The organism is Bradyrhizobium sp. 613_E4_N2_2 (assembly GCF_052075995.1).
In the GTDB taxonomy this organism is placed as follows: Bacteria; Pseudomonadota; Alphaproteobacteria; order Rhizobiales; family Xanthobacteraceae; genus Bradyrhizobium; species Bradyrhizobium barranii.
Genome location: NZ_CP197234.1, coordinates 3546586 through 3571555, shown reverse-complemented (window position 1 = coordinate 3571555; position 24970 = coordinate 3546586). Strand labels below are relative to the sequence as shown.

General features: G+C 63.3%; 36 protein-coding genes. 2 read left to right on the top strand and 34 right to left on the bottom strand.

The annotated features are described in order from the left end of the window. Positions 1-161 precede the first annotated feature (161 nt). A complete protein-coding gene (locus AB7290_RS16970) occupies positions 162-1793 on the top strand; it encodes an OprO/OprP family phosphate-selective porin (protein ID WP_085405464.1) in 1632 nt (543 codons plus the stop codon). 41 nt (positions 1794-1834) lie between these two features. Here AB7290_RS16970 and AB7290_RS16965 read toward each other — a convergent pair whose 3' ends face one another. Then, positions 1835-2218 carry a winged helix-turn-helix transcriptional regulator gene (locus tag AB7290_RS16965; protein WP_085405463.1) on the bottom strand — a complete coding sequence of 128 codons (384 nt, stop codon included), beginning with the start codon at positions 2216-2218 and terminating at the stop codon, positions 1835-1837. 133 nt (positions 2219-2351) lie between these two features. On the opposite strand from AB7290_RS16965, the gene AB7290_RS16960 reads away from it, so the two are divergent. Further along, complete coding sequence (locus AB7290_RS16960; protein WP_085405462.1) at positions 2352-3365, top strand: zinc-binding alcohol dehydrogenase family protein; 1014 nt, start codon at positions 2352-2354, stop codon at positions 3363-3365. A gap of 187 nt (positions 3366-3552) precedes the next feature. On the opposite strand, the gene AB7290_RS16955 is transcribed toward AB7290_RS16960, so the two are convergent. The 33 genes from AB7290_RS16955 to rpsL form a co-directional block, all read right to left on the bottom strand. Next, entirely contained in the window at positions 3553-4341 is a 789-nt protein-coding gene (locus AB7290_RS16955) for an SDR family NAD(P)-dependent oxidoreductase (RefSeq protein WP_085405461.1), read from the bottom strand. 210 nt (positions 4342-4551) lie between these two features. After that, positions 4552-5391 carry a c-type cytochrome gene (locus AB7290_RS16950; protein ID WP_085405460.1) on the bottom strand — a complete coding sequence of 280 codons (840 nt, stop codon included), beginning with the start codon at positions 5389-5391 and terminating at the stop codon, positions 4552-4554. Positions 5392-5512: 121 nt separating this feature from the next. Continuing rightward, entirely contained in the window at positions 5513-5929 is a 417-nt protein-coding gene (gene rplQ, locus AB7290_RS16945; protein WP_014494513.1) for a 50S ribosomal protein L17, read from the bottom strand. A 120-nt stretch (positions 5930-6049) separates the two neighbouring features. Further along, positions 6050-7081 (bottom strand): DNA-directed RNA polymerase subunit alpha, encoded by a 1032-nt coding sequence (locus tag AB7290_RS16940; RefSeq protein ID WP_085405459.1) that lies wholly within the window; start codon positions 7079-7081, stop codon positions 6050-6052. 112 nt (positions 7082-7193) lie between these two features. Continuing rightward, positions 7194-7583 (bottom strand): 30S ribosomal protein S11, encoded by a 390-nt coding sequence (rpsK, locus tag AB7290_RS16935; RefSeq protein ID WP_007603045.1) that lies wholly within the window; start codon positions 7581-7583, stop codon positions 7194-7196. Between the two features lie 121 nt (positions 7584-7704). Continuing rightward, positions 7705-8073 carry a 30S ribosomal protein S13 gene (rpsM, locus tag AB7290_RS16930; RefSeq protein WP_014494511.1) on the bottom strand — a complete coding sequence of 123 codons (369 nt, stop codon included), beginning with the start codon at positions 8071-8073 and terminating at the stop codon, positions 7705-7707. A gap of 187 nt (positions 8074-8260) precedes the next feature. Beyond that, positions 8261-9142: an adenylate kinase gene (locus tag AB7290_RS16925; RefSeq protein ID WP_085405458.1), complete on the bottom strand. Its 882-nt coding sequence runs from the start codon at positions 9140-9142 to the stop codon at positions 8261-8263. A 275-nt stretch (positions 9143-9417) separates the two neighbouring features. Further along, positions 9418-10749 (bottom strand): preprotein translocase subunit SecY, encoded by a 1332-nt coding sequence (gene secY, locus AB7290_RS16920; protein ID WP_071912844.1) that lies wholly within the window; start codon positions 10747-10749, stop codon positions 9418-9420. A gap of 148 nt (positions 10750-10897) precedes the next feature. Beyond that, positions 10898-11383, bottom strand: coding sequence for a 50S ribosomal protein L15 (gene rplO / locus AB7290_RS16915; protein ID WP_014494508.1), 486 nt, complete (start codon positions 11381-11383; stop codon positions 10898-10900). 75 nt (positions 11384-11458) lie between these two features. Further along, positions 11459-11653, bottom strand: a complete 195-nt coding sequence (gene rpmD / locus AB7290_RS16910; protein WP_011088137.1) for a 50S ribosomal protein L30 — start codon at positions 11651-11653, stop codon at positions 11459-11461. Between the two features lie 25 nt (positions 11654-11678). Continuing rightward, entirely contained in the window at positions 11679-12269 is a 591-nt protein-coding gene (rpsE, locus tag AB7290_RS16905) for a 30S ribosomal protein S5 (RefSeq protein WP_028152981.1), read from the bottom strand. 44 nt (positions 12270-12313) lie between these two features. Then, positions 12314-12676, bottom strand: coding sequence for a 50S ribosomal protein L18 (rplR, locus tag AB7290_RS16900; RefSeq protein WP_007603036.1), 363 nt, complete (start codon positions 12674-12676; stop codon positions 12314-12316). 11 nt (positions 12677-12687) lie between these two features. Further along, positions 12688-13221 carry a 50S ribosomal protein L6 gene (rplF, locus tag AB7290_RS16895; protein WP_063982587.1) on the bottom strand — a complete coding sequence of 178 codons (534 nt, stop codon included), beginning with the start codon at positions 13219-13221 and terminating at the stop codon, positions 12688-12690. Between the two features lie 16 nt (positions 13222-13237). Beyond that, a complete protein-coding gene (rpsH, locus tag AB7290_RS16890; protein ID WP_008136338.1) occupies positions 13238-13636 on the bottom strand; it encodes a 30S ribosomal protein S8 in 399 nt (132 codons plus the stop codon). 14 nt (positions 13637-13650) lie between these two features. Then, complete coding sequence (rpsN, locus tag AB7290_RS16885; protein ID WP_063982585.1) at positions 13651-13956, bottom strand: 30S ribosomal protein S14; 306 nt, start codon at positions 13954-13956, stop codon at positions 13651-13653. Positions 13957-14002: 46 nt separating this feature from the next. Continuing rightward, positions 14003-14560, bottom strand: coding sequence for a 50S ribosomal protein L5 (gene rplE, locus AB7290_RS16880; protein WP_063982584.1), 558 nt, complete (start codon positions 14558-14560; stop codon positions 14003-14005). Next, positions 14553-14867 (bottom strand): 50S ribosomal protein L24, encoded by a 315-nt coding sequence (rplX, locus tag AB7290_RS16875; protein WP_063982583.1) that lies wholly within the window; start codon positions 14865-14867, stop codon positions 14553-14555. Before rplX ends, rplE begins: the two co-directional genes overlap by 8 nt. Further along, positions 14867-15235: a 50S ribosomal protein L14 gene (gene rplN / locus AB7290_RS16870; protein WP_007603030.1), complete on the bottom strand. Its 369-nt coding sequence runs from the start codon at positions 15233-15235 to the stop codon at positions 14867-14869. The genes rplX and rplN overlap by 1 nt, the downstream gene beginning before the upstream one ends. 84 nt (positions 15236-15319) lie before the next feature. Next, a complete protein-coding gene (gene rpsQ, locus AB7290_RS16865; RefSeq protein WP_063982582.1) occupies positions 15320-15568 on the bottom strand; it encodes a 30S ribosomal protein S17 in 249 nt (82 codons plus the stop codon). A gap of 13 nt (positions 15569-15581) precedes the next feature. Next, entirely contained in the window at positions 15582-15788 is a 207-nt protein-coding gene (gene rpmC, locus AB7290_RS16860; RefSeq protein WP_063986292.1) for a 50S ribosomal protein L29, read from the bottom strand. Between the two features lie 5 nt (positions 15789-15793). Continuing rightward, positions 15794-16207, bottom strand: coding sequence for a 50S ribosomal protein L16 (gene rplP / locus AB7290_RS16855; RefSeq protein WP_063982581.1), 414 nt, complete (start codon positions 16205-16207; stop codon positions 15794-15796). A 32-nt stretch (positions 16208-16239) separates the two neighbouring features. Next, positions 16240-16965 (bottom strand): 30S ribosomal protein S3, encoded by a 726-nt coding sequence (gene rpsC, locus AB7290_RS16850; RefSeq protein ID WP_063982580.1) that lies wholly within the window; start codon positions 16963-16965, stop codon positions 16240-16242. Between the two features lie 18 nt (positions 16966-16983). Then, on the bottom strand, positions 16984-17373 hold the full coding sequence (gene rplV, locus AB7290_RS16845) for a 50S ribosomal protein L22 (RefSeq protein ID WP_011088147.1): 390 nt from the start codon (positions 17371-17373) through the stop codon (positions 16984-16986). A gap of 10 nt (positions 17374-17383) precedes the next feature. Beyond that, positions 17384-17662 (bottom strand): 30S ribosomal protein S19, encoded by a 279-nt coding sequence (rpsS, locus tag AB7290_RS16840; RefSeq protein WP_008136357.1) that lies wholly within the window; start codon positions 17660-17662, stop codon positions 17384-17386. A gap of 12 nt (positions 17663-17674) precedes the next feature. Beyond that, positions 17675-18508: a 50S ribosomal protein L2 gene (gene rplB, locus AB7290_RS16835; protein ID WP_028152985.1), complete on the bottom strand. Its 834-nt coding sequence runs from the start codon at positions 18506-18508 to the stop codon at positions 17675-17677. A 12-nt stretch (positions 18509-18520) separates the two neighbouring features. Beyond that, complete coding sequence (locus tag AB7290_RS16830) at positions 18521-18823, bottom strand: 50S ribosomal protein L23 (protein ID WP_007603019.1); 303 nt, start codon at positions 18821-18823, stop codon at positions 18521-18523. After that, entirely contained in the window at positions 18820-19440 is a 621-nt protein-coding gene (rplD, locus tag AB7290_RS16825; RefSeq protein WP_011088150.1) for a 50S ribosomal protein L4, read from the bottom strand. The genes AB7290_RS16830 and rplD overlap by 4 nt, the downstream gene beginning before the upstream one ends. 1 nt (position 19441) lies before the next feature. Continuing rightward, positions 19442-20155 carry a 50S ribosomal protein L3 gene (gene rplC, locus AB7290_RS16820; RefSeq protein WP_085405457.1) on the bottom strand — a complete coding sequence of 238 codons (714 nt, stop codon included), beginning with the start codon at positions 20153-20155 and terminating at the stop codon, positions 19442-19444. A gap of 53 nt (positions 20156-20208) precedes the next feature. After that, positions 20209-20517, bottom strand: coding sequence for a 30S ribosomal protein S10 (rpsJ, locus tag AB7290_RS16815; protein WP_002712302.1), 309 nt, complete (start codon positions 20515-20517; stop codon positions 20209-20211). An 84-nt stretch (positions 20518-20601) separates the two neighbouring features. Then, positions 20602-21792, bottom strand: a complete 1191-nt coding sequence (gene tuf, locus AB7290_RS16810) for an elongation factor Tu (RefSeq protein ID WP_063982577.1) — start codon at positions 21790-21792, stop codon at positions 20602-20604. Positions 21793-21832: 40 nt separating this feature from the next. After that, positions 21833-23905 (bottom strand): elongation factor G, encoded by a 2073-nt coding sequence (gene fusA / locus AB7290_RS16805; protein ID WP_063982576.1) that lies wholly within the window; start codon positions 23903-23905, stop codon positions 21833-21835. Positions 23906-23935: 30 nt separating this feature from the next. Beyond that, positions 23936-24406, bottom strand: coding sequence for a 30S ribosomal protein S7 (gene rpsG / locus AB7290_RS16800; RefSeq protein ID WP_063982575.1), 471 nt, complete (start codon positions 24404-24406; stop codon positions 23936-23938). Positions 24407-24421: 15 nt separating this feature from the next. Beyond that, entirely contained in the window at positions 24422-24793 is a 372-nt protein-coding gene (rpsL, locus tag AB7290_RS16795; RefSeq protein ID WP_007603006.1) for a 30S ribosomal protein S12, read from the bottom strand. Positions 24794-24970: the final 177 nt, after the last annotated feature.

Genomic DNA, 24970 nt, shown 5'->3' with positions numbered 1-24970 from the left:
TGCGCGTCATCCACCATTGTGGTGTCGAGCGGATTCGGTTGCGGCGAATTGGCATCAGTGGGAACCGCGCAACCGGGCGCAGCGTCGCGGGGCAGTCATCGATCATACCTAGGCTCTCCCGTTGCGACTTGGGGAAGTTCGTCAAACGATGGAGTCATGATGTGAGCAGGACAAGACTTGCAGCCACCGCGATTGGTCTCGCCGGTGCGCTGGCGGCCTCGCAGGCCCAGGCCCAAACGGCAAGCAGCAGCGATCAGGAGATCGCTCTGCTGAAGCAGCAATTGAAGATGCTGGAGCAGAAGCTCGACAAGCTCCAGAGCCAGACCGCCGCCAACACGGCGGCCACGGCGAAGGCCAAAGCCGAAGCAAAGGCGGAGGCCAAGGCCGAAGCGCGCTCGGAGGCGAAGGCGGTCGTGGCCAATGCCAGCGCGGCGATCCCGCTCAAGGGACCGGCGCCCGCGTCCGGCGCCGTCGTGACGATGCCGAACAACCGGCCGACCATCTGCACCGCCGACGGGGCGAACTGCGTCGCGATCACCGGTCGCGTGCACTACGATATGGGCGGCTATGACTATCGTCCCAACACGGCGGCAACTGTGCCGCAAAAACTGGACAGCGGCGAAAACGTGCGTCGCGCGCGCATCGGTGTCGTCGGGAAATTCCTCGAAGACTGGAATTTCGCGCTGATCTACGATTTCGGGGGCTCGTCCGACGGATTTGGCGGCACGGGCGCCGCCGGCGCGACCCCTGTCGGCTTCCTGCCGGGCGGAGGCACCTCCGGCATCGAGAATGCTTGGGTGAGCTACACGGGGCTGAAGCCGTTCGGCGGCAAGATGGCAATCGAAGCCGGCATCATGGACCTTGCCTGGACCCTGGATGAATCCACGAGTTCCAACGACATTGCGTTCATGGAACGCGCCTCGGTCGGCATCATCGCGCAAAATATCGCCGCCGGCGACTTCCGTTCCGCCGCCGGTGCCCGCTGGTACAATGACGTGTTCTGGGCCGGCGCTTACGTGACCGGCCCGACCTCGGGTGCCATTCACTCGGCCTCGAGCGTGTCACCTCCCGGGACCAGCGAGCAATACGGCGCGACCGCCCGCGTTGCGGGTCAGGTCGTGAGCGGCAACGACTACTCGGTGCATCTCGGCGCCGACGCGGAATGGCTGATCCAGCCGCCGCGCAATCTGCTCGCGAACACGCAAACGCTCACGCTCAGCGATCGTCCCGAGCTGCGCATCGATCCCACGACGCTGATCTCGACCGGAGCGATTGCAAATGTGTCGGGCGCGCAGGTCTATGGCGTGGAAGCCGCGGCCACCTATGGACCGCTCTGGGTCCAGGGCGAATACTACTGGTTCAACATCGATCGCGGTGCGAACACCGCGGTGGCGCCCATCGGTACGTCGAGCCTGAAATTCCAGGGGGGCTACGCACAGGCGGCCTATGTCCTGACCGGTGAATCGCGCAAGTACAATCCGAGCAACGCGGCCTATGGCGGCGTCAAGCCGAACAATCCGTTCTCGATCAACGGCGGCGGCTGGGGTGCCTGGGAGATCGCCGGTCGCTACTCGACCGTGGATCTGAACGATCAGTTGGCGACCGCCGCCGGCATCGCCGGCGGGCGGCAAACCGTCTACACGCTGGCGCTCAACTGGTACGTCAACGGCAATGTGCGCTTCATGCTCGACTATCTGCATGGCACGGTGTCGAAGCAGGCCTCGGCGGTGTCGGCGGCGGACACTGGCTCGAAGTTCGATGCGGTCGCGTTGCGCACGCAGTTTGCGTTCTGATGCAATCTCTTCCGGGAGCGGCACGGTCCGCTCCCGGAGAGTTACGCTGCGCGCTTCGGCTTCTTGACCGGCTCCGCTTCGGGCGGCGGCGCGCATGACAGCCGTTGCTGATGGCTTTCGCCCCAGGCCTTCAGGATGTCGATCACCGGCCGCAGGCTCTCGCCAAGCTCGGAGAGGCAATACTCCACGCGCGGCGGCACCTCGGCGTAGACCTTGCGGATGACGAGCTTGTCCTCCTCCAGCGCGCGAAGCTGCTTTGTCAGCATGCGCTGGGTGATGCCGGGCATCCGGCGGCGCAGTTCGCCGAAGCGCTGGGTGTCGTCCTGGAGGTGGTAGAGGATCACGCCCTTCCACTTGCCGTCGATCAGGTCCAGCGTCGCCTCGACCGAGCAGCCGGGACGCCGGGTAAAATCTCGCCGCTTCATGCGTGTTTTCCCAATAGTATCCAAACAGGGACTATATCCCCGAATTTACAGTACTTGCCAAATCGGGGCTAGCGGGACAGTTAGCGGGCCAGGCGCAGATCACAAGCTACGCGCCATTTGATGGAGACAAGCCATGAAGGCCGTCGGCTACAAAAAATCGCTTCCGATCGAGGATCAGGACGCGCTGATCGATTTCGAGACCGCAAAGCCCGAGCCCAAGGGGCGCGATATCCGCGTCGCCGTGAAGGCCATCTCGGCGAACCCGGTCGATTACAAGGTACGCAAGCGTGCCGCCCCGCCCGAGGGCGAGACGAAGATTCTTGGCTATGACGCGGCCGGAATCGTCGATGCCGTGGGTCCGGACGTCATGCTGTTCAAGCCGGGCGACGAGGTGTTTTACGCCGGCTCGATCCTGCGCCAGGGCACCAATTCCGAATTCCACCTGGTCGACGAGCGCATCGTCGGCAACAAGCCGAAGAGCCTGTCGTTCGCGCAAGGAGCAGCCCTTCCCCTCACCTCCATCACCGCCTGGGAACTGCTGTTCGACCGGCTCGGCGCGGTGCCGGGCAAGAGCGTCGATCCGCGCACGCTGCTGATCACGGGCGGCGCCGGCGGCGTCGGCTCGATCCTGATCCAGCTTGCGCGCCGCCTCACGGGCCTCACGGTGCTCGCCACGGCGACGCGGCCGGAATCGCAAAAATGGTGCCTCGATCTCGGCGCGCATGCGGTGATCGACCACGGCAAGCCGATGAAGGAGCAGATCGAGAGCTTGAGGCTGCCGCCGGTCGCGCTGGTAGCGAGCCTTACCTTCACCGACCAGCACTACAAGGCGATCGCCGAGTTCATGGCGCCGCAGGGTCGGTTCGGCCTGATCGACGATCCCCCGGAGTTCACCGTGAGCACCTTCAAGGGCAAGGCGATCTCGGTACACTGGGAATCGATGTTCACGCGCTCCTCTTTCCAGACGCCCGACATGATCGCGCAGCATCATCTGCTCAACGACGTCTCCGACCTCATCGACAAGGGCGTGCTGCGCACCACGCTCGACCAGACCTTTGGCACGATCAACGCAGCCAACCTCAAGCGCGCGCATGCGCTGCTCGAAAGCGGCAAGTCGCGCGGCAAGATCGTGCTCGAGGGGTGGTAGCAGTCACAACGTTGGGGCGTAGCTGCGTAGGGTGGGCAAAGGCGCGCTCGCGCCGTGCCCACCATCTCGCAACGGGTGTGACAAAAGTGGTGGGCACGCTTCCGCCTTCGCTCTTCGAGCTATGGCGGACAAGTCGCTTTGCCCACCCTACGGTGCCACGCTTGCGGTGCCACGCCTTCGCGCAGTCTCAGGCGATCGTGTTAACGATACCACCTTCCGCGCGCAGCGCCGCACCGTTGGTCGCGGACGCTTCCTTCGACGCGACATAGACCACCATGTTGGCGATTTCGTCGACGCTGGCGAAGCGCTGGATCAGCGAGCTCGGGCGGTGCTGCTTGACGAAATTGGCCGCGGCCTCATCCACCGACTGGCCATTCTGCTTGGCGAGATCCTTCACGAAGGTCTCGACGCCCTCCGACATGGTCGGACCCGGCAGCACGGAATTGACGGTGACGCCGGTGCCGCGGGTGAGCTGCGCGAGGCCGCGGGCGACCGAGAGCTGGGCCGTCTTGCTCATGCCGTAATGGATCATCTCGACGGGAATGTTGAGCCCGGACTCCGATGAGATGAAGACGATGCGGCCCCAGTTGCGCGTGAGCATGCCCTTCATGTAGGCGCGCGACAGCCGCACGCCGCTCATCACGTTGACCTCGAAGAAGCGGCTCCAGTCCTCGTCAGGGATCTCGAAGAAGTCTTTCGGCTCGAAGATGCCGGCATTGTTGATGAGGATGTCGACCTCCGGCAGCGCCGAGACGAGCGCCTTGCAGCCCGAAGCGGTCGAGACGTCGGCGGCGATGCCGCGGACCTTAAGGCCCGCCCCTTCCAGCTTGCGCACGGCGGCATCGACCTTGTCCTGGCCGCGACCGTTGATGACCACGCTCGCGCCGGACGCAGCGAGACCTTTTGCGATGGCGTGGCCGATGCCGGCGGTGGAGCCGGTCACGAGGGCGGTCTTTCCGGAAAGGTCGATCTTCATGAATCGTCTCCATTGTTGCTGAAGCGGATATCGTGTCCAGCGCACGCCGCTTCAATCGCCACAACTGCGAAATCGTAGGGTGGCACAAAGCGACTTGTCCGCTGCAGCTCGAAGATCGAAGGCGGAACCGTGCCCACCTTTTCGACACGAGTTGAAAGCGAAATGGTGGGCACGGCGCGCTGAGAGCGCACCTTTGCCCACCCTGCGGCACTATTGCCGCGGCGGTAGCGTCCTGAGAAACGCGACGATGGCATCGAGATCCTGGGCCGTCATGCTGGCGTAGGCAGCATAGGCCATCGGCGGCTTGAGCTTGTGGCCGTCGCGCGCGATGCCTTGCGTAATCGCACGTTTGATTTCGTCGTCGCTCCACTGCCCAATACCGACCGCGGGATCCGCGGTGATGTTGGGGGAGACGGATTCGCCCCACGGCCCCTTGAATGTCCGGCCACCCTTGCCGCTCGCACCCGCGAAATCATGCACGACGGACGGGCCCTCCGGCGTGTGGCATTCCAAACAATGGGCGATGGTCAGGAGATAGCGGCCGCGCGCGAGCTTGTCGGAGATCTCGGCCTCGGTCGCCTGCTTGCCGGCATAGGTCGGCGTTTCCGGCTTCAGCGCGATCCTGTATTCCGGCGCCGGGGTTTCGTGGCGCACTGCGGGTACTGAGCGCAGGTAAGCGGTAAGCGCATCGAGATCCCGGGCCGTGAGCACCGTGTAGAATGCGGTCGGCATGATTGGCGCGACCTTGGTCCCGTTCGGCCTGTGACCGCTGACCAGAAACCGCTTCATCTCGGCATCGCTCCAGTTGCCGATGCCGGTGTCCTTGTCCGGCGTGATGTTGGAGCCGGTGACCTTGAAGGCAGGCTCATCGAAGACCTGGCTGCCGCCCGCGAGCGCGCGCGAGAGATCGAGGCCCTGCGGCCCGCGCGGCGTGTGGCAGTTGTGGCAGACCATCACGCTGTTGACGAGATAGGCACCGCGTTCGACCAGCGGCTCGCCGGAGGCCGGCGACATCAACAGCGCCAGCGCGATCCCAAGCACAATCCTCATCTACAGCCCCCCGGCCGAATCGCGTTCACCAGACGATGCGCGGCATGAGATATCGCCGCGCCATACAAAAAAGCGGCGCCCCAGAGGGCGCCGCTTTCTGAAAACTGAGGTACCGGCCGGCTTACGCCGCCTCGGCTTCCTTCTCCTGCACCGGACCGGAGTCCTGGCCCTTGGCATCGACGTCGCGGTCGACGAACTCGATCACGGCCATCGCGGCGTTGTCGCCGTAGCGGAAGCCGGCCTTGATGATGCGGGTGTAGCCGCCCTGACGGTCCTTGTAGCGGGGCGCCAGCACGTCGAACAGCTTCTTGACCTGATCCTTGTCGCGCATCTCGGAGATGGCCTGGCGACGCATGGACAGGCCGCCCTTCTTGCCGAGGGTGACGAGCTTCTCGACGATCGGACGGAGCTCCTTGGCCTTGGGCAGCGTGGTGACGATCTGCTCGTGCTTGATCAGCGCGGCGCACATATTGGCGAACATCGCGCGGCGATGCTCGGCCGTGCGGTTGAGCTTCCGATGAACCTTGCCGTGACGCATTTTTGTATTCCTTGAATTCCATTCGTCGCGACGGTTCGTCGGACTTGTTGCTCAGGTGGGCTGCCTGCGTTCGCCCGCTAAAGCGCGATGAATTCGCGCCTTAGCTAGTTGTAATTCGGATCAGTAGTGATCCTCGAAGCGCTTGGCGAGCTCGTCGATGTTCTCCGGCGGCCAGCCCGGCACTTCCATGCCGAGGTGCAGACCCATCTGGGCCAGCACTTCCTTGATCTCGTTCAGCGACTTGCGGCCGAAGTTCGGGGTGCGGAGCATTTCCGCTTCGCTCTTCTGCACGAGGTCGCCGATGTAGACGATGTTGTCGTTCTTCAAGCAGTTGGCCGAACGCACCGACAGCTCGAGCTCGTCCACCTTCTTGAGGAAGGCCGGGTTGAAGGCGAGGTCCGGGATGATCTCCTGGGCGACTTCCTTGCGCGGCTCTTCGAAGTTGACGAACACGTTGAGCTGATCCTGCAGGATGCGGGCGGCATAAGCCACCGAGTCATCCGGCGTCAGCGCGCCGTTGGTCTCGATCGTCATGGTCAGCTTGTCGTAGTCGAGGATCTGGCCCTCACGGGTGTTCTCGACCTTGTAGGAGACCTTGCGGACCGGCGAGTACAGGCTGTCGACCGGGATCAGTCCGATCGGCGCGTCCTCGGGACGGTTGCGCTCGGCGGGCACGTAGCCCTTGCCGGTGGCGACCGTGAACTCCATGCGGATCTCGGCGCCCTCGTCGAGCGTGCAGATCTGGAGGTCCGGGTTGAGCACGACCACGTCGCCCACGGTCTGGATGTCGCCGGCGGTGACGACGCCCGGGCCCTGCTTCTTCACGACCATGCGCTTGGGGCCTTCGCCCTGCATCTTGATCGAGATGTCCTTGATGTTGAGCACGATGTCGGTGACGTCCTCACGGACGCCCGCGATCGAGGAGAACTCGTGCAGCACGCCATCGATGTGCACCGACTGCACCGCCGCGCCCTGGAGCGAGGAGAGCAGGATGCGGCGCAGCGCGTTGCCGAGCGTCTGGCCGAAGCCGCGCTCGAGCGGCTCGGCGACGATGGTCGCGAAACGGTTCGAATCGCTGCCGGGTTGGATCTGGAGCTTGTTCGGCCGAATCAGTTCTTGCCAATTTTTCTGGATCGTCACTGTTTCACCCATACAGGCCAGTCAAACTGCTAGTGCAGACACTGGCGTTGGAGAAAGGCCGCGGATCATTCGCGCGGCTTTGCAAAAAGTCATTGCGGGCGACCAATGCGCCCGCAACTTGGTATCAAACGCGCCGACGCTTGCGGGGACGGCAACCGTTGTGCGGGATCGTGGTCACGTCGCGGATCGAGGTGACGGTGAAGCCCGCGGCCTGAAGCGCACGGAGCGCCGACTCGCGGCCCGAACCGGGACCAGCGACTTCGACTTCGAGCGTGCGCATGCCGTGCTCCTGCGCCTTCTTCGACACGTCCTCGGCGGCAACCTGCGCGGCGTACGGCGTCGACTTGCGCGAACCCTTGAAGCCCATCGTGCCGGCGGAAGACCAGGCAATCGTGTTGCCCTGCGCGTCGGTGATGGTGATGGTCGTGTTGTTGAACGAAGAGTTCACGTGCGCGACGCCGGAGGCGATGTTCTTGCGCTCACGACGACGAACGCGGGTGGCTTCCTTGCCCATAGAGTACCTTTCCTGAAGATCTCAAACGCCGCCGTAATGCCAGCGGCTACACCTGTGGAACGAAAGGCGCGTGGCGAACGGGTCTCCCCTTTCGCCACACGCCGCGATTGGATTCGAAAACTTACTTCTTCTTGCCGGCGATGGCCTTGGCCGGACCCTTGCGCGTACGCGCATTGGTGTGGGTACGCTGACCGCGCACCGGCAGGCCGCGACGATGACGCAGGCCGCGATAGCAGCCAAGGTCCATCAGACGCTTGATGTTGATGCCGACCTCACGACGCAGGTCGCCCTCGACGAGATAGTCGCGGTCGATCACTTCGCGGATCTGGAGCACTTCGGCATCGCTGAGCTGGTTGACGCGACGATCCTCGGGGATCTTCACCTTCTCCAGGATCTCACCAGCGATCTTCTGGCCGATGCCATGGATGTACTGGAGCGCGATCAGCACGCGCTTGTTGGTCGGAATGTTCACGCCGGCAATACGGGCCACGGCCTTCTCTCCTGTTGCCGATCCCTCGTCAGGAATCAGGCTTTAAGTGCTTGGTTTCTCGGGCAGGTGTTCACAAACGCGAACACGACGCCCACCCCTGGTCTTCCTGGGGCCCGGCATCGTTTGAAACTATCCGACTTGGATGCGGGGCTTATTAGGGGATTCAGGGGGCTTTCGTCAACCGCTGCTAGCGCTTAGCTCGCTTTTTCGTGACCTTTTTTGCGGCCTTTTTGGCACCTTTTTTGACAGCCTTCTTGGCGGTCGTTTTGGCTGCCTTTTTGACCGTTTTCTTGGTCGTTTTCTTGGCCGCCTTCTTGGCGCCCTTCACGGCCTTCTTGGCGGCCTTTTTAGCGGATTTGGCAGCCTTTTTGGCGGTTTTCGCCGGTTTTTTGGCTACCTTGGCCTTCTTGGCACCTTTCTTGGCGGGCGCCGACTTGGCCGCGCTGCGCGCATGGGCCTTGCCATACGTCTTGGGTTCGACCGCCCCGAGGGCCAGGAGCTGACGATGAATCGCGCGGGTGACCTCGTCGATGGCCATCATGCCGTCGATGGTCGAGAGCTTCCGCCGCTCGGAATAGTAGTGAATCAGGGGTTCCGTCTGGCTGCGGTAGCTAGCGAGCCGCTTGGTCAGGACCTCCGGGGTGTCGTCGACCCGAACCTCCTCCCCACGCTCTCGCATCTGGGCGACGCGAGTCTCGACGCGGCTCAGGAGTGCGCTCTCGTTGACGCGGAGCTCGACCACGGCGTCGAGCTTGAGATGCTTGTGCTTGAGCAGCTCATCCAGCGCCTCGGCCTGCGGCACGGTACGCGGGAAGCCGTCGAGGATGAATCCGTTCTTGGCGTCCGGCTGGTCGATGCGGTCGGAGATGATTCCCACCACGATCTCGTCGGGCACGAGGCCGCCGCTGGCCATAATCTCCTTGGCCTTCAGCCCGACCGGCGTTCCCGCCGCAACGGCCGCGCGCAGCATCTCGCCGGTCGAGAGCTGGACGATGCCATAGCGCTGCACCAGCAGTTGCGCCTGGGTCCCCTTGCCCGACCCCGGCGGTCCCAGAAGTATAATTCTCATCGGCGTACGCCCCCCGATTGGTGAGCGATACGTCGCGCACCTGTGTTTGAAGTCCAATGACAGTGCAAATCATAATCGGCGTCGCACCGCTACCCATATCATAGGGGAGCAAATACCAGGACGCCAAGAAGGCCTTTGAAATCAGTGATTGCGTCGCAGGGAGAGCAGCTCTGCCGATGTCTTGGAATGGCTGACTGGTCGCCTCGGCGGGCGCCGCGCGTTGCTCGCGCGGCGAATCGGCGGCGCTGTCGCGCCGCCCTCGGAGAACCCCGCGCTTAGCGGCGGCGGCCGCGCAGCTTCGACTTCCGGATCAGGCCCTCATACTGATGCGCCAGCAGATAGCCCTGCACCTGCGCCACCGTGTCCATGGTGACGCTGACGACGATCAGCAGCGAGGTGCCGCCGAAGTAGAACGGCACCGAGGCGTAGGAGATCAGGATTTCCGGGATCAAACAGACGATCGCCAGATAAACAGCGCCGAGCACGGTGATGCGCGACAGCACGTAGTCGATATATTCCGCGGTGCGCTCGCCCGGGCGGATGCCCGGAATGAAGCCGCCATGCTTCTTCAGATTGTCCGCGGTCTCGGTCGGGTTGAACACGATCGCAGTGTAGAAGAACGCGAAGAACACGATCAGCGCGAGATACATGATCAGGAACAGCGGACGGCCGTGGCCGAGCTGGGTCGTGATCCACTGGAACCATTCCGGCCCGCTGCCGGCGTTGAAGTTGGCAACCGTGGTCGGCAGCAGCAGCAGCGAGGACGCGAAGATCGGCGGGATCACGCCCGAGGTGTTGAGCTTGAGCGGCAGATGCGAGGACTGGCCCTCGAACATCTTGTTGCCGACCTGGCGCTTCGGATACTGGATCAGCAGCCGGCGCTGCGCGCGCTCCATGAACACGATGAAGGCAATGACGGCGACCGCCATGATGATGACGACCAGGATCAGGCCGGTCGACATGGCGCCCTGACGGCCGAGCTCGAGCATGTTGGCGAGCGCCGCGGGCAGCTCGGCGACGATGCCGGCGAGAATGATCAGCGAGATGCCGTTGCCGATGCCGCGCGAGGTGATCTGCTCACCCAGCCACATCAGGAACATGGTGCCGCCGGTCAGCGTGATCGCCGTGGACAGGCGGAAGAACATGCCGGGGTCGCTGACGACGTTGCCGGCGCCCTCGAGGCCCACCGCGATGCCGTAGGACTGGAACGCGGCCAGGATCACCGTGAGATAGCGGGTGTACTGATTCAGCAGCTTGCGGCCGGACTCACCTTCCTTCTTCAGCGCCTCGAGCTGCGGCGAGACGGTGGTGAGGAGCTGGATGATGATCGAGGCCGAGATATACGGCATGATGTTCAGCGCGAAGATCGCCATGCGGTGGATACCGCCGCCGGCGAACATGTTGAACATGCCGAGGATGCCGCCCGCCTGGGAGCGGAACACCTGTTCCCAGATGTTGGGATCGATGCCGGGAAGCGGGATGTAGGTCCCGAGCCGATAAACGAGCAGCGCACCCAGGGTGAACCAGATGCGCTTCTTCAGTTCGTCAGCCTTGGCAAACGCACCGAAATTGAGATTGGCTGCCAGTTGTTCCGCTGCAGAGGCCATCTTGGACTTTCTCCCGCCGCCTATTGCGCCGTCATGCCCGCGGCCGGGCTACTCTAGCGGACGCCGGACATTATCTGGGGCTCGGCTTCGATAAGTCCACGTCCCACACGCGTAAAGGCCCGCGAGCCGCGGGCCAATGACGCAGTTGTTACGCCGCCTCGCCTTCTTCCTTGGCAGGGGCGAGGATCTTCACCGAGCCGCCGGCCTTCTCGACCGCGGCGATCGCGGTCTTCGTGGCGCCGTGCACTTCGATGTTGAGCTTGGACTTGAGCTCGCCGCGGCCGAGCAGCCGCACGCCGGCCTTGGCGCGGCGCAGCACGCCGCCCTTCACCAGGGCCTCGACGTTCACGACGCTGCCGGCGTCGATCTTCTTGGCATCGACCGCTTCCTGGAGCCGGTCGAGATTGATCTCGGCGAACTCGACGCGGAAGATGTTGTTGAAGCCGCGCTTCGGCAGACGGCGATGCATCGGCATCTGGCCGCCTTCGAAACCCTTGATGCGCACGCCCGAACGCGCGGTCTGGCCCTTGCCACCGCGGCCGGACTGCTTGCCTTTGCCCGAACCAATGCCACGGCCGACGCGCATACGCTTCTTGCGCGAGCCGGCGTTGTCGGCGATATCGCTGAGCTTCATCGCCCTGCTCCTTGTTTCTTGCGCATGATCTTCACCGAAAACGGGTGCCCGCTTTTCGGGATCCTGCGCCTTTGCTTACTTCTCGTCGACGATGCGAACGAGATGGTGAACCTTCTCGATCATGCCACGAACCGCCGGGGTGTCCGGCAGTTCGCTGGTGCGGCCGATCTTGTTGAGCTTGAGTCCGATCAGCGTCGAACGCTGCGAGTGATGGCGGCGGATCGCGCTGCCGGTCTGCTCGAGCTTGATCGTCTTTGCTGCCTTGGCCATGGGAGTCTACTCCGAAAAGCTTCCGTTAGTCGGCAGCCGCCTCGGCGTCACCGCCGATACGGCGGGACTGGAGGGTGGACACCTTGATATTGCGGCGGGCTGCGACCGAACGCGGCGAATCCTGATGCTTCAGCGCGTCGAAGGTTGCGCGAACCATGTTGTAGGGGTTCGACGAGCCGATCGACTTCGCGACCACGTCCTGGACGCCGAGCGTCTCGAACACGGCGCGCATCGGGCCGCCGGCGATGATGCCGGTACCGGCCGGAGCAGCACGCAGGTAGACACGGCCCGCGCCATGACGGCCGGCGATGTCGTGATGCAGCGTACGGCCCTCGCGCAGCGACACGCGGGTCAGGTTGCGCTTGGCGGATTCAGTCGCCTTGCGGATCGCCTCAGGCACTTCGCGCGCCTTGCCGTGACCGAAGCCGGCGCGGCCCTTCTGGTCGCCGATCACGACCAGCGCTGCGAAACCGAAGCGCTTGCCGCCCTTGACGACCTTTGCCACGCGATTGATGTGGACGAGCTTGTCGACGAACTCGCTGTCGCGCTCCTCCCGGCGTTCACGTCCGCCGCCGCCGCGTTGATCGCGTCCACCACGTTGTTCGCGTTCTGCCATTTTTCCAATCCTTCAGAGGCTTGCGCCTCAATCCTCAAATTCTGTTAGAAGCTCAGCCCGCTCTCACGCGCAGCGTCGGCCAGTGCCTTGACGCGCCCGTGGTAGAGGTAGCTGCCGCGATCGAACACGACTTCCTTGACGCCCTTCTCGGCGGCGCGCTCGGCCAGCAGCTTGCCGACCGCCTTCGCCGCATCGATGTCGGCGCCGGTCTTGCCGCCGTCGCGCATCGACTTCTCGAGCGACGAGGCAGAGGCCAGCGTCTCGCCCTTCAGGTCGTCGATGACCTGGGCGTAGATGTGCTTGGACGAGCGAAACACCGACAGACGCGGACGACCGCCACCGGAGCGGCGCAGCTTCAGCCGCACACTCCGCTTGCGCCGGGCATTGGTAACCTTGGCTTTGGACATGACCGGCTCCGTTACTTCTTCTTGCCTTCCTTGCGGAAGATGAATTCGCCAACATACTTCACGCCCTTGCCCTTGTAGGGCTCCGGCGGACGATAGGAGCGAATCTCGGCGGCGACCTGGCCGACACGCTGGATGTCGCTGCCGGTCACCGTGATCTCAGTCGGCTTCGGCACGGTGATCGTGATCCCTTCCGGGATCGCGTAGACCACGTCGTGGCTGTAACCGAGCGCGAGCTGCAGGTTCTTGCCCTGCATCGCGGCGCGGTAACCGACGCCGGTGATTTCGAGCTTCTTCTCGAAGCCCTTGGTGACGCCTTCGACCAGATTCGCGACCTGGGCGCGAGCAGTACCGTACAGCGCCCGCGCGCGGTTGGTCTCGACCCGCGGGTTCACCTTGACCTGGCCGTTCTCGAGCTTCACCTCGACGTCGTTATGGACGACGAACTGAAGCTGGCCCTTGGGCCCCTTCATCTTGACGGTCTGCCCGTCGACGGTCGCGGTCACACCCGACGGAACCGCCACAGGCCTTTTGCCAACACGTGACATGGATCAACAATCCTTCTCAGAACACCGTGAAGAGAACTTCGCCGCCCACATTCGCTTCGCGCGCGCTGTGGTCGGCCATGATCCCCTTCGGCGTCGACAACACCGAAATGCCGAGCCCGTTGTTGACCCGCGGCAGAGCCTTCACCGAGGCGTAAACACGACGCCCGGGCTTGGAGACTCGTTCGATCTCGCGGATGACGGGCTCGCCGTCGAAATACTTCAGCTCGATCTCGATCTCGCTGCGGCCCGAGGAATGCTCAAGCGTGGCGTAACCGCGGATGTAGCCTTCGGTCTTGAGGACCTCGAGCACGTTCTCGCGCATCTTCGAGCCAGGCGTGGAGACCTTGGACTTCGAACGCATCTGCGCGTTGCGGATACGGGTGATCAGATCGCTGATTGGATCGTGCGTAGACATCTAAACGACCCTCCTTACCAGCTGGACTTCACGAGGCCCGGGACCATGCCCTTGGAGCCAAGGTCGCGCATCGCGATGCGAGACAGTTTGGTCTTGCGGTAGTTCGAGCGCGAACGGCCCGACAGCTCGCAACGCAGACGGATGCGGGTCGCCGACGAGTTGCGCGGCATTTCCGCAAGCTTCAGGGTGGCGGCGAACCGCTCCTCCATCGGCAGCGTCTTGTCGGCGATGATCGCCTTCAACCGCTCGCGCTTCGGGGCGGCGTTCTTCGCCATCCGCTTGCGCCGGTTGTTCTTCTCGACTGAACTCTTCTTTGCCATGCTTGGCTCCTGGGTATCCGCGTTTGAGAGGCTTTAGGTCAGCGTCTCACTGCCGGAACGGGAAATTGAAAGCGGTCAACAAGGCCCTCGCCTCGTCGTCGGTCTTGGCCGTGGTGCAGACGGTGATGTCCATACCGCGGGCTTCCGTGACCTTGTCGAAGTCGATCTCGGGGAAAATGATGTGTTCCTTGAGGCCGAGCGAGTAGTTGCCGCGGCCGTCGAAGCTCTTCGGGTTCAGGCCGCGGAAGTCGCGGACGCGCGGCAGCGCGACCGTCACCAGGCGATCGATGAACTCGTACATGCGGGCCTTGCGCAGCGTGACCTTGCAGCCGATCGGCTGGTTCTCACGCAGCTTGAAGGTCGCGATCGCGATACGCGAATAGGTCACGATCGCCTTCTGGCCGGCGATCAGCGTCAATTCAGCGGCGGCGTTCTCGGCCTTCTTACGGTCGTTGACGGAGTCGCCAACGCCCATGTTCAGCACGACCTTGTCCAGACGCGGAACCTGCATGACGTTCTCATAACCGAACTTCTCGGTCATTTCCGTCCGGATCTTCGCGTCATATTCCGCGCGCAGGCGCGGCGTGTAAGCGACCTCAGCCATCGATCTCAGCTCCCGAGCTCTTGGCGATGCGGACCTTCTTGCCGTCCGCCAGAATCTTGAATCCGACGCGGGTCGGCTTTCCATCCTTGCCGACGAACGCGATGTTGGACAGTTGGATCGGCGACTCCTTCGAGATGATGCCGCCCTCCTGGGCCTGCGTCTGCTTCTGATGACGCTTGACCATGTTGATACCGCGCACCAGCGCCGTGCCGGCGTCCGGGCGAACCTCGAATACTTCGCCGGTGCGACCCTTGTCGCGACCGGTCAGCACGACGACCTTGTCGCCCTTGCGGATCTTCGCAGCCATCACAGCACCTCCGGCGCGAGCGAGATGATCTTCATGTGGTTCTTCGCGCGCAGCTCGCGCGGCACGGGCCCGAAGATACGGGTGCCGACCGGCTCGGACTGGTTGTTGATCAGAACGGCGGCGTTGCGGTCGAAGCGGATGACCGAACCGTCGGCGCGGCGGATGTCCTTGCGGACGCGCACCACGACGGCCTTCATCACGTCGCCCTTCTTCACCTTGCCACGCGGAATCGCTTCCTTGATCGAGACGACGATGATGTCGCCGATCGTGGCGTAGCGGCGCTTGGAGCCTCCGAGCACCTTGATACACATGACACGGCGTGCGCCAGAATTGTCGGCCACGTCGAGGTTGGTCTGCATCTGAATCATTGATGCACCTCGTCCTCTTCTCTCTTGCGCCAGCCCAGCCGGCGCTCAACATTTTCCTGAAGTCAGTCGGCTAAAGCCAACAGATCAGGCGCTTTTCTTGTGTTCGCCCCGGATCACGATCCAGCGCTTCAACTTCGAAATCGGCTTGGTTTCCTCGATCCACACCATGTCGCCCGGCTTGAACTGGTTGTCCTCGTCGTGCGCGTGGTAGTTCTTCGAACGGCGGATCGTCTTCTTGTAGATCGGGTGCGTGAAGCGGCGATCGACGCGCACCACAACGGTCTTGGCAGTCTTGTCGCTGACGACCACGCCTTGCAAAGTACGTTTCGGCATATTCGTAAGCCCCTTACTTCTCTTTCGCGCGCTTCTGCGCGGCGACGGTCTTGATGCGGGCGATGTCACGGCGAGCCTCGCGCAGGCGCGAGGTGTTCTCGAGCTGCCCGGTGGCGCGCTGGAAGCGCAGGTTGAAGCGCTCCTTCTTCAGATTCAGGATGGCGTCATCCTGCTGATCAGGGCTCAATGCACGGATGTCTTCGATCTTCATCTGGGCCATGGCCATTACTCCGCAATGCGCTCGACGAAGCGCGTCTTGATCGGCAGCTTGGCGGCCGCCAGGGTCAGCGCTTCACGCGCCGTCTGGGTGTTGACGCCGTCGATCTCGAACAGCACCCGGCCGGGCTTGACGCGCGCGACCCACAGTTCCGGAGCACCCTTGCCGGAGCCCATGCGGACTTCGGCCGGCTTCTTCGACACCGGAACGTCGGGGAACACGCGGATCCAGACGCGGCCGGCGCGCTTCATGTGGCGGGTCAGCGCGCGGCGAGCGGCTTCGATCTGGCGCGCGGTAACGCGCTCCGGCTCGGTCGCCTTCAGGCCGAACTGGCCAAAGGCCAACGTCGCACCCGAAGACGCAACGCCGTGGATACGGCCCTTATGCGCCTTCCGGAACTTCGTTTTCTTAGGTTGCATCATGGCTTCAAGCCCTCAAATTCTCTGTGCTGGCGTCAGGCCGCAGCGTTGTCACGGCGCCCACGGCCACCGCGATCACCACCGCCGCCGGTCTCGCCTTCGGCCATTCTCTTGTCCTGGGCCATCGGATCGTGCTCGAGGATCTCGCCTTTGAAGATCCAGACCTTGACACCGCAGGTGCCGAAGGTCGTGAACGCGGTCGCAACGCCGTAGTCGATGTCGGCGCGCAGCGTGTGCAGCGGCACGCGACCTTCGCGGTACCACTCCATGCGCGCGATTTCCGCGCCGCCCAGGCGACCCGAGCAGTTGATGCGGATGCCTTCCGCGCCGAGACGCATCGCCGACTGCACGGCGCGCTTCATGGCACGGCGGAACGCCACGCGGCGTTCGAGCTGCTGCGCGATCGACTCGGCCACCAGCGTCGCATCGAGCTCCGGCTTGCGGATCTCGACGATGTTGATGACGACGTCGGACGAGGTGATGTCCGCGACCTTCTTGCGCAGCTTGTCGATGTCGGCGCCCTTCTTGCCGATCACCACGCCCGGACGAGCCGAGTGGATGGTGACGCGGCACTTCTTGTGCGGACGCTCGATCACGATGCGGGCGACGGCCGCCTGCTTGAGCTCCTTGTGCAGGATCTCGCGGATCTTGACGTCCTCGTGCAGCAGCTTGCCGTATTCCTGCTTGCCGGCGAACCAGCGGGAATCCCAGGTCCGGTTGATGCCGAGACGCAGACCGATTGGATTGATCTTTTGACCCATCGTTTTCTCCTGCGACCCTTAAGCCGCTGCTGCTTCGGCTTCGACCTGACGAACAATGATCGTCAGCTGCGAAAATGGTTTGTAGACACGGCCCGAGCGGCCACGGCCGCGGGCGGCAAAGCGCTTCATCACGAGGCCGTTGCCGACGAAGGCCTGCGCCACGACGAGATCGTCGACGTCGAGGTCGTGGTTGTTCTCGGCGTTTGCGATAGCCGATTCCAGGCACTTCTTCACGTCGACCGCGATCCGCTTGCGCGAGAACTGCAGATCGGCGAGCGCAGCAGCTGCCTTCCGGCCGCGAATGAGCTGGGCGACCAGGTTGAGCTTCTGCGGGCTCACCCGCAGCATCCGGGCGACCGCCTTGGCCTCGTTCTCGGCGAGGCTCCGTTCGCGCTTAGGTTTGCTCATCGTTTAATCCTCAAGCCTTCTTGGCTTTCTTGTCCCCGGAGTGGCCATGGAAGGTCCGGGTCGGCGAGAACTCGCCGAACTTGTGACCGACCATTTCCTCGTTGACGGCCACCGGCACGTGCTTCTGACCGTTGTAGACACCGAAGGTCAGGCCGACGAACTGCGGCAGGATCGTCGAGCGACGGCTCCAGATCTTGATGACGTCGTGACGGCCGGACGCGCGGGCGGCATCTGCCTTCTTGAGCAGAGAACCCTCGACGAACGGGCCTTTCCAGACTGAACGAACCATGTCCGGCGTTCCTTACTTCTTCCGCTTGTGGCGGCTTAGGAGAATGAATTTGTTGGTCGACTTGTTGCTGCGGGTCTTCTTGCCCTTGGTCGGCTTGCCCCACGGGGTGACCGGGTGGCGACCGCCCGAGGTACGACCTTCACCACCGCCGTGCGGATGGTCGATCGGGTTCATCGAGACACCGCGGTTATGCGGCTTGCGGCCCAGCCAACGGTTGCGGCCGGCCTTGCCGATCGAGGTGTTCATGTGATCCGGGTTCGACACCGCGCCGATCGTGCCGCGGCAACGGCCGTGCACCAGGCGCTGCTCGCCCGAGTTCAGGCGGATGATCACGTAGTCGTGGTCGCGGCCGACGAGCTGGGCGTAGGTGCCGGCGGAACGAGCGAGCTGGCCGCCCTTCCCGATCTTGACCTCGATGTTGTGGATGATCGTGCCGACCGGCATGTTGCCGAGCGGCATGACGTTGCCCGGCTTCACGTCGACATAGTTGCCGGCAACCACGGAATCACCGACGGCAAGGCGCTGCGGCGCCAGGATATAGGCCTGGGTGCCGTCTTCGTACTTGACCAGCGCGATGAACGCGGTGCGGTTCGGATCGTATTCCAGCCGTTCGACCGTCGCGGGCGCATCGACCTTGTCGCGCTTGAAGTCGACGATGCGCAGCGTCTGCTTGTGACCGCCGCCGCGGAAGCGCACGGTGATGCGACCGGTGTTGTTGCGACCGCCCGAGGAGTGCTTGCCTTCGGTGAGCGCCTTGACCGGCTTGCCCTTGTAGAGGGCCGAACGATCGACCATGACCAGCTGGCGCTGGCCCGGCGTCGTGGGATTGAATTTTTTCAGTGCCATCGTCGTACGACCTTACAGACCGGTGGTCACGTCGATCCGGTGGCCCTCTTCGAGGGTCACGATCGCGCGCTTGCTGTTCGACTGCGAGCCGAGATTGCCGCGGAAGATCTTGGTCTTGCCCTTGCGGACCAGCGTGTTGACGCTCTTAACCTTGACGTCGAACAGCTTCTCGATCGCTTCCTTGATCTGCGGCTTGGTCGCCTTCGCGGCCACCTTGAACAGGACCTTGTTGTGCTCCGAGGCGATCGTCGCCTTTTCGGTCACGACCGGCGACAAGATCACGTCGTAGTGGCGAGGCTCGATGTTCTTCGTCATTTGAAGCGCGCCTCCAGCGCATCGATGGCGGCCTTGGTCAGAACGAGCTTCTGACGGCGCAGGATGTCATAGACGTTGATGCCCTGGATCGGCAGCACGTCCATGTTCGGGATGTTGCGGGCCGCAGCGGCAAAGCCGTTGTTGAGCTCGGCGCCGTCGATGATCAGCGCGTTGGTCAAACCGAGGCCCGAGAAATGGCCGAGCAGCGCCTTGGTCTTGGCGGCTTCCAGCGCGGCCTTGTCGATCACCAGCAGGTCGCCGTCCTTGGCCTTGGCCGACAGCGCATGCTTGAGGGCAAGCGCGCGGACCTTCTTCGGCAGGTCGGTGGCGTGCGAACGCACCACCGGACCGAAGGCACGGCCACCGCCGCGGAACTGCGGCACGCGGGCCGAGCCGTGACGAGCACCGCCGGTGCCCTTCTGCTTGTACATCTTCTTGCCGGTGCGCCAGATCTCGGCGCGGCCCTTGGCCTTGTGAGTGCCGGCCTGACGCTTGTTGAGCTGCCACTGCACGCAACGTGCAATGATGTCCTGGCGCGGCTCGAGGCCGAAAATGGCATCGGAAAGCTGGACCGAGCCGGCTTCCTTACCTTCGAGGGTCGTGACCTTCAATTCCATCTCACGCCTCCTGCGCAGCCGGAGCGGCGTCCGCTTCGCCAGCAACCTTGAACTTGCCGGGCTTCGGAGCTTCCTTCGGCAGCGGCTTCTTGACAGCGTCGCGCACGCGGATCCAGCCGCCCTTGGAGCCGGGAACGGCGCCTTCGACGAGGATCAGGCCGCGCTCGACATCGAGCTGAACGACTCGAAGGTTGAGCGTGGTGATGCGGTCGACACCCATGTGGCCGGGCATCTTCTTGTTCTTCCAGGTCTTGCCGGGGTCCTGACGGCCACCGGTCGAACCGATCGAGCGATGCGAGACCGACACGCCGTGGGTGGCGCGCAGACCGCCGAAGTTCCAGCGCTTCATGCCGCCGGCAAAGCCCTTACCGACGGAGGTGCCGGTGACGTCGACGAACTGGCCGACGACGAAATGATCGGCGAGAATCTCGGCGCCAACCGGGATCATCGCATCCGCGGAGACGCGGAATTCCTCGACCTGCCGCTTCGGCTCGACCTTGGCGACCGCGAACTGGCCGCGCTCTGCCTTGGGCAGATACACGGTCTTGCGGCTGCCAGACCCGAGCTGGAGCGCTACGTAGCCGTTCTTCTCTTCAGTGCGGTGGGCTACGACTTGGCAATTGCCGAGCTTCAGCACGGTCACGGGGATATGTTCGCCGGCCTCTGTAAAGACCCGCGTCATCCCGACCTTTTGTGCGATCACTCCGGAGCGCATCGGCGTGCTTCCTGTTCTTTCTGTCCGCTAGTCGCGAACGTGATCCAAAAATCTTAGAGCTTGATCTCGACGTCGACACCGGCGGCCAGGTCGAGCTTCATCAAAGCATCGACGGTCTGCGGGGTCGGATCGACGATGTCGAGCAGGCGCTTGTGAGTGCGCATCTCGAACTGCTCGCGGCTCTTCTTGTCGACGTGCGGCGAACGGTTGACGGTGAACTTCTCGATGCGGGTGGGCAGCGGAATGGGTCCGCGGACCTGCGCGCCGGTGCGCTTCGCCGTGTTCACGATCTCGCGGGTCGACGTATCGAGGATACGATGGTCGAACGCCTTGAGACGGATACGAATGTTTTGGCCGTTCATTGCCGTGGTCTCTCTTTAGTGGGGGGTGGCGAATAGCGAATAGCGAATGTCACACTCGCTACGCGCCAATCCCTATTCTCGTAATTACTCGATGATCGAGGCGACGACGCCGGCGCCAACGGTGCGGCCACCTTCGCGGATCGCGAAGCGGAGCTTCTCTTCCATCGCGATCGGCACGATCAGGTGCACTTCCATCGCGATGTTGTCGCCCGGCATCACCATCTCGGTGCCTTCCGGCAGATGCACGACACCGGTCACGTCGGTGGTGCGGAAGTAGAACTGCGGACGGTAGTTGGTGAAGAACGGGGTGTGGCGGCCGCCCTCTTCCTTGGTGAGGATGTAGGCCTCAGCCTTGAACTTGGTGTGCGGCTTGACCGAACCCGGCTTGCACAGCACCTGGCCGCGCTCGACGTCCTCGCGCTTGGTGCCGCGGAGCAGCGCACCGATGTTGTCGCCAGCCTGGCCCTGATCGAGCAGCTTGCGGAACATTTCGACGCCCGTGACCGTGGTCTTCTGCGTGGCGCGCAGACCGACGATCTCGATTTCCTCGCCGACCTTGACGATGCCGCGCTCGACACGGCCGGTCACGACGGTGCCGCGGCCCGAGATCGAGAACACGTCTTCAACCGGCATCAGGAAGGGCTGGTCGACCGGACGCTCCGGCTGCGGAATGTACTCGTCGACATTCTTCATCAGCTCGAGGATGGCGTCATGGCCGAGCTTCTTGTCGGAATCTTCGAGAGCGGCGAGCGCCGAACCCTTGATGATCGGGATCTTGTCGCCCGGGAAGTCGTACTTCGAGAGCAGCTCGCGGACTTCGAGCTCGACGAGTTCGAGGAGTTCCGGATCGTCGACCATGTCGCACTTGTTGAGGAACACGACGAGCGCGGGCACGCCAACCTGGCGGGCGAGCAGGATGTGCTCGCGGGTCTGCGGCATCGGGCCGTCAGCAGCCGACACGACCAGGATCGCACCGTCCATCTGGGCGGCGCCGGTGATCATGTTCTTCACGTAGTCGGCGTGGCCGGGGCAGTCGACGTGGGCATAGTGGCGGTTCTTGGTCTCGTACTCGACGTGCGCCGTCGAGATCGTGATGCCGCGCGCCTTCTCTTCCGGCGCCTTGTCGATCTGGTCGTACGCCGTGAACGTCGCACCGCCGGTCTCGGCGAGGATCTTGGTGATCGCAGCCGTCAACGACGTCTTGCCATGGTCGACGTGACCGATGGTGCCGATGTTGCAGTGCGGTTTGTTACGTTCAAACTTTGCTTTGGCCATTTGACTCTCCGTTCAATCGTCAGTTCGAGACCGACGACAATCAGGCAAACTTCTTCTGGACTTCTGCCGACACATTGGCCGGCGCTTCTGCGTAGTGGTCGAACTGCATGGTGAAGGTCGCGCGACCCTGGCTCATCGAGCGCAGGTTGTTCACGTACCCGAACATGTTCATGAGCGGCACCATCGCGTTGATGACGTTGGCGTTGCCGCGCATGTCCTGACCCTGGATCTGACCGCGCCGGGAATTCAGGTCGCCGATGACCGAGCCGGTGTAGTCTTCCGGGGTCACCACTTCGACCTTCATGATCGGCTCGAGCAGGACGGACTTGCCCTTCTGCAGCGCTTCGCGGAATGCCGCGCGCGATGCGATTTCGAAGGCGAGCGCCGACGAGTCGACGTCGTGGTACTTGCCGTCGACGAGCTGAACCTTGACGTCGACCACGGGGAAGCCCGCGACGACACCAGAGCCCATCACGCTGTTGAGGCCCTTTTCGACGCCCGGGATGTATTCCTTCGGAACCGCACCGCCGACGATCTTGGACTCGAACTCGTAGCCCTTGCCGGGCTCGTTCGGCTCGACCACGATCGACACTTCCGCGAACTGACCGGTACCGCCGGTCTGCTTCTTGTGGGTGTACTTGACCTCGGCCTTCTTGGTGACGCGCTCACGGAACGCAACCTGCGGCGCGCCGATGTTGGCGTCGACCTTGTAGGTACGCCTGAGGATGTCGACCTTGATGTCGAGATGGAGTTCGCCCATGCCCTTGAGGATGGTCTGGCCGGACTCCTGGTCGGTCGACACGCGGAAGGACGGATCCTCCGCGGCGAGCTTCGCCAGTGCCACGCCCAGCTTTTCCTGGTCGGCCTTGGACTTCGGCTCGATCGCGATCTCGATGACCGGCTCGGGGAATTCCATCTTCTCCAGGATCACCTGCTTGTCGGGATCGCACAGCGTGTCACCGGTGCGCGCTTCCTTCAGGCCGGCCAGCGCGACGATGTCGCCGGCATAGGCTTCCTTGATGTCCTCGCGGTTGTTCGCATGCATCAGCAGCATGCGCCCGATGCGCTCCTTCTTCTCGCGCGTCGAATTCACGACACCGGTGCCGCTCTGCAGGACGCCGGAGTAGATGCGGCAGAAGGTGATGGTGCCGACGAACGGGTCGTCCATGATCTTGAACGCGAGCAGCGCGAGCGGCTCCTTGTCGTCCGCCTTGCGCACGACCTCGTTGCCGCGGTCGTCGGTGCCCTTGATCGCGGGCACGTCGATCGGCGACGGCAGATAGTCGACGACGGCGTCGAGCAGCGGCTGCACACCCTTGTTCTTGAAGGCCGAGCCGCACAGCACGGGATAGAACGCGCCGGTCAGCACCGCTTTGCGGATCAACCGCTTCAGCGTCGCTTCGTCCGGCTCCTTGCCGTCGAGGAAGGCAGCCAATGCATCATCGTCGAGCTCGACGGCGGCTTCCACCATCTTCTCGCGGTATTCCTTGGCCTGCTCGACCATATCTTCCGGGATGTCGACATAGTCGAACTTCGCGCCGAGCGATTCATCGTTCCAGATGATGCCCTGCATCTTCACGAGGTCGACGAGACCCTTGAAGTTGTTCTCGGCACCGATCGGAAGCTGGATCGCGATCGGCTTGGCGCCGAGGCGGTCAACGATGTCGGCCAGGCACTTGAAGAAGTCGGCACCCGTCTTGTCCATCTTGTTGGCGAAGACGATGCGCGGAACCTTGTACTTGTCACCCTGGCGCCAGACGGTCTCGGTCTGGGGCTCGACGCCCTGGTTCGAGTCGAGCACGCAGACGGCGCCGTCGAGCACGCGCAGCGAACGCTCGACTTCAATGGTGAAGTCGACGTGGCCGGGGGTGTCGATGATGTTCAGGCGCTTGCCGGCCCAGAATGCGGTGGTGGCAGCCGAGGTGATCGTGATGCCACGCTCCTGCTCCTGCTCCATCCAATCCATCGTCGCGGCACCTTCGTGCACTTCGCCGATCTTGTGGCTCTTGCCGGTGTAATAGAGGATGCGCTCGGTGGTCGTGGTCTTGCCGGCATCGATATGCGCCATGATACCGAAATTGCGGTAGTTCTCTATGGCATGAACGCGAGGCATGGGTTGATCCTTAGATTCCGTGTTTCGCCGTTACCAGCGATAGTGCGAGAAGGCGCGGTTGGCTTCCGCCATCCGGTGCACGTCTTCGCGCTTCTTGACGGCGTTGCCGCGGTTGTTCGAGGCGTCGAGCAGCTCAGCCGAGAGCCGCTCGGTCATCGTCTTCTCGTTGCGATCGCGCGCGGCCGAGATCAGCCAGCGGATGCCCAGCGCCTGACGGCGCACCGAACGAACTTCGACCGGCACCTGGTAGGTCGCGCCGCCGACGCGGCGGGAGCGCACTTCGATCGTCGGCATGACGTTCTCGAGTGCCTGCTCGAACACGCCGAGGGGGCTCTGCTTGGTCTTGGCTTCGATGATACCGAACGCACCGTAGACGATGCCTTCGGCGACCGACTTCTTGCCGGCGTACATCACCGAGTTCATGAACTTCGTGACGATGATGTTCCCGAACTTCGGATCGGGAAGAACTTCGCGCTTTTCCGCTGAGTGGCGACGAGACATTGAGCTGGTTCCCGCTTACTTCGGACGCTTCGCGCCGTACTTCGAACGACGCTGCTTACGGTTCTTGACGCCCTGGGTATCCAGAACGCCGCGGAGGATGTGGTAGCGCACGCCGGGCAAGTCCTTGACGCGGCCGCCGCGGATCATGACCACCGAGTGCTCCTGAAGATTATGGCCTTCACCCGGGATGTAGCCGATCACCTCGAAGCCGTTGGTCAGGCGCACCTTGGCGACCTTACGAAGCGCCGAGTTCGGCTTCTTCGGGGTCGTGGTGTAGACGCGGGTGCAAACACCACGCTTCTGCGGCGACTGCTGCAGCGCCGGCACCTTCTTGCGCGACTTCTGCACTTCACGCGGTTGAGCGATCAGCTGGTTGATCGTCGGCATCCTGGCCTTACCCTTTGTTCTGCCGCGGTCCCTTCCGGGTCCGCTGTCTTGGCGCGGCCCGTTGCCGGATCCGCAATTCTTTTCGGGCCACCCGCCCGACGAGGTCGCCTCGCACGGAACAATCCGCACAAAGCGAAATTGCGCCAACCGCTCCATCACCGAGCGGAAAGCGTTACG

Bases quoted from the DNA above. Each gene is read 5' to 3' on its own strand.
- AB7290_RS16965 (WP_085405463.1), bottom strand. From the start codon at position 2,218: ATGAAGCGGCGAGATTTTACCCGGCGTCCCGGCTGCTCGGTCGAGGCG.
- AB7290_RS16960 (WP_085405462.1), top strand. From the start codon at position 2,352: ATGAAGGCCGTCGGCTACAAAAAATCGCTTCCGATCGAGGATCAGGAC.
- AB7290_RS16955 (WP_085405461.1), bottom strand. From the start codon at position 4,341: ATGAAGATCGACCTTTCCGGAAAGACCGCCCTCGTGACCGGCTCCACC.
- AB7290_RS16950 (WP_085405460.1), bottom strand. From the start codon at position 5,391: ATGAGGATTGTGCTTGGGATCGCGCTGGCGCTGTTGATGTCGCCGGCC.
- rplQ (WP_014494513.1), bottom strand. From the start codon at position 5,929: ATGCGTCACGGCAAGGTTCATCGGAAGCTCAACCGCACGGCCGAGCAT.
- AB7290_RS16940 (WP_085405459.1), bottom strand. From the start codon at position 7,081: ATGGGTGAAACAGTGACGATCCAGAAAAATTGGCAAGAACTGATTCGG.
- rpsK (WP_007603045.1), bottom strand. From the start codon at position 7,583: ATGGGCAAGGAAGCCACCCGCGTTCGTCGTCGTGAGCGCAAGAACATC.
- AB7290_RS16925 (WP_085405458.1), bottom strand. From the start codon at position 9,142: ATGAGAATTATACTTCTGGGACCGCCGGGGTCGGGCAAGGGGACCCAG.
- secY (WP_071912844.1), bottom strand. From the start codon at position 10,749: ATGGCCTCTGCAGCGGAACAACTGGCAGCCAATCTCAATTTCGGTGCG.
- rplO (WP_014494508.1), bottom strand. From the start codon at position 11,383: ATGAAGCTCAGCGATATCGCCGACAACGCCGGCTCGCGCAAGAAGCGT.
- rpmD (WP_011088137.1), bottom strand. From the start codon at position 11,653: ATGGCCAAGGCAGCAAAGACGATCAAGCTCGAGCAGACCGGCAGCGCG.
- rpsE (WP_028152981.1), bottom strand. From the start codon at position 12,269: ATGGCAGAACGCGAACAACGTGGTGGACGCGATCAACGCGGCGGCGGC.
- rplR (WP_007603036.1), bottom strand. From the start codon at position 12,676: ATGTCCAAAGCCAAGGTTACCAATGCCCGGCGCAAGCGGAGTGTGCGG.
- rplF (WP_063982587.1), bottom strand. From the start codon at position 13,221: ATGTCACGTGTTGGCAAAAGGCCTGTGGCGGTTCCGTCGGGTGTGACC.
- rpsH (WP_008136338.1), bottom strand. From the start codon at position 13,636: ATGTCTACGCACGATCCAATCAGCGATCTGATCACCCGTATCCGCAAC.
- rpsN (WP_063982585.1), bottom strand. From the start codon at position 13,956: ATGGCAAAGAAGAGTTCAGTCGAGAAGAACAACCGGCGCAAGCGGATG.
- rplE (WP_063982584.1), bottom strand. From the start codon at position 14,560: ATGGCTGAGGTCGCTTACACGCCGCGCCTGCGCGCGGAATATGACGCG.
- rplX (WP_063982583.1), bottom strand. From the start codon at position 14,867: ATGGCTGCGAAGATCCGCAAGGGCGACAAGGTCGTCGTGCTGACCGGT.
- rplN (WP_007603030.1), bottom strand. From the start codon at position 15,235: ATGATTCAGATGCAGACCAACCTCGACGTGGCCGACAATTCTGGCGCA.
- rpsQ (WP_063982582.1), bottom strand. From the start codon at position 15,568: ATGCCGAAACGTACTTTGCAAGGCGTGGTCGTCAGCGACAAGACTGCC.
- rpmC (WP_063986292.1), bottom strand. From the start codon at position 15,788: ATGGCCCAGATGAAGATCGAAGACATCCGTGCATTGAGCCCTGATCAG.
- rplP (WP_063982581.1), bottom strand. From the start codon at position 16,207: ATGATGCAACCTAAGAAAACGAAGTTCCGGAAGGCGCATAAGGGCCGT.
- rpsC (WP_063982580.1), bottom strand. From the start codon at position 16,965: ATGGGTCAAAAGATCAATCCAATCGGTCTGCGTCTCGGCATCAACCGG.
- rplV (WP_011088147.1), bottom strand. From the start codon at position 17,373: ATGAGCAAACCTAAGCGCGAACGGAGCCTCGCCGAGAACGAGGCCAAG.
- rpsS (WP_008136357.1), bottom strand. From the start codon at position 17,662: ATGGTTCGTTCAGTCTGGAAAGGCCCGTTCGTCGAGGGTTCTCTGCTC.
- rplB (WP_028152985.1), bottom strand. From the start codon at position 18,508: ATGGCACTGAAAAAATTCAATCCCACGACGCCGGGCCAGCGCCAGCTG.
- AB7290_RS16830 (WP_007603019.1), bottom strand. From the start codon at position 18,823: ATGACGAAGAACATCGAGCCTCGCCACTACGACGTGATCTTGTCGCCG.
- rplD (WP_011088150.1), bottom strand. From the start codon at position 19,440: ATGGAATTGAAGGTCACGACCCTCGAAGGTAAGGAAGCCGGCTCGGTC.
- rplC (WP_085405457.1), bottom strand. From the start codon at position 20,155: ATGCGCTCCGGAGTGATCGCACAAAAGGTCGGGATGACGCGGGTCTTT.
- rpsJ (WP_002712302.1), bottom strand. From the start codon at position 20,517: ATGAACGGCCAAAACATTCGTATCCGTCTCAAGGCGTTCGACCATCGT.
- tuf (WP_063982577.1), bottom strand. From the start codon at position 21,792: ATGGCCAAAGCAAAGTTTGAACGTAACAAACCGCACTGCAACATCGGC.
- fusA (WP_063982576.1), bottom strand. From the start codon at position 23,905: ATGCCTCGCGTTCATGCCATAGAGAACTACCGCAATTTCGGTATCATG.
- rpsG (WP_063982575.1), bottom strand. From the start codon at position 24,406: ATGTCTCGTCGCCACTCAGCGGAAAAGCGCGAAGTTCTTCCCGATCCG.
- rpsL (WP_007603006.1), bottom strand. From the start codon at position 24,793: ATGCCGACGATCAACCAGCTGATCGCTCAACCGCGTGAAGTGCAGAAG.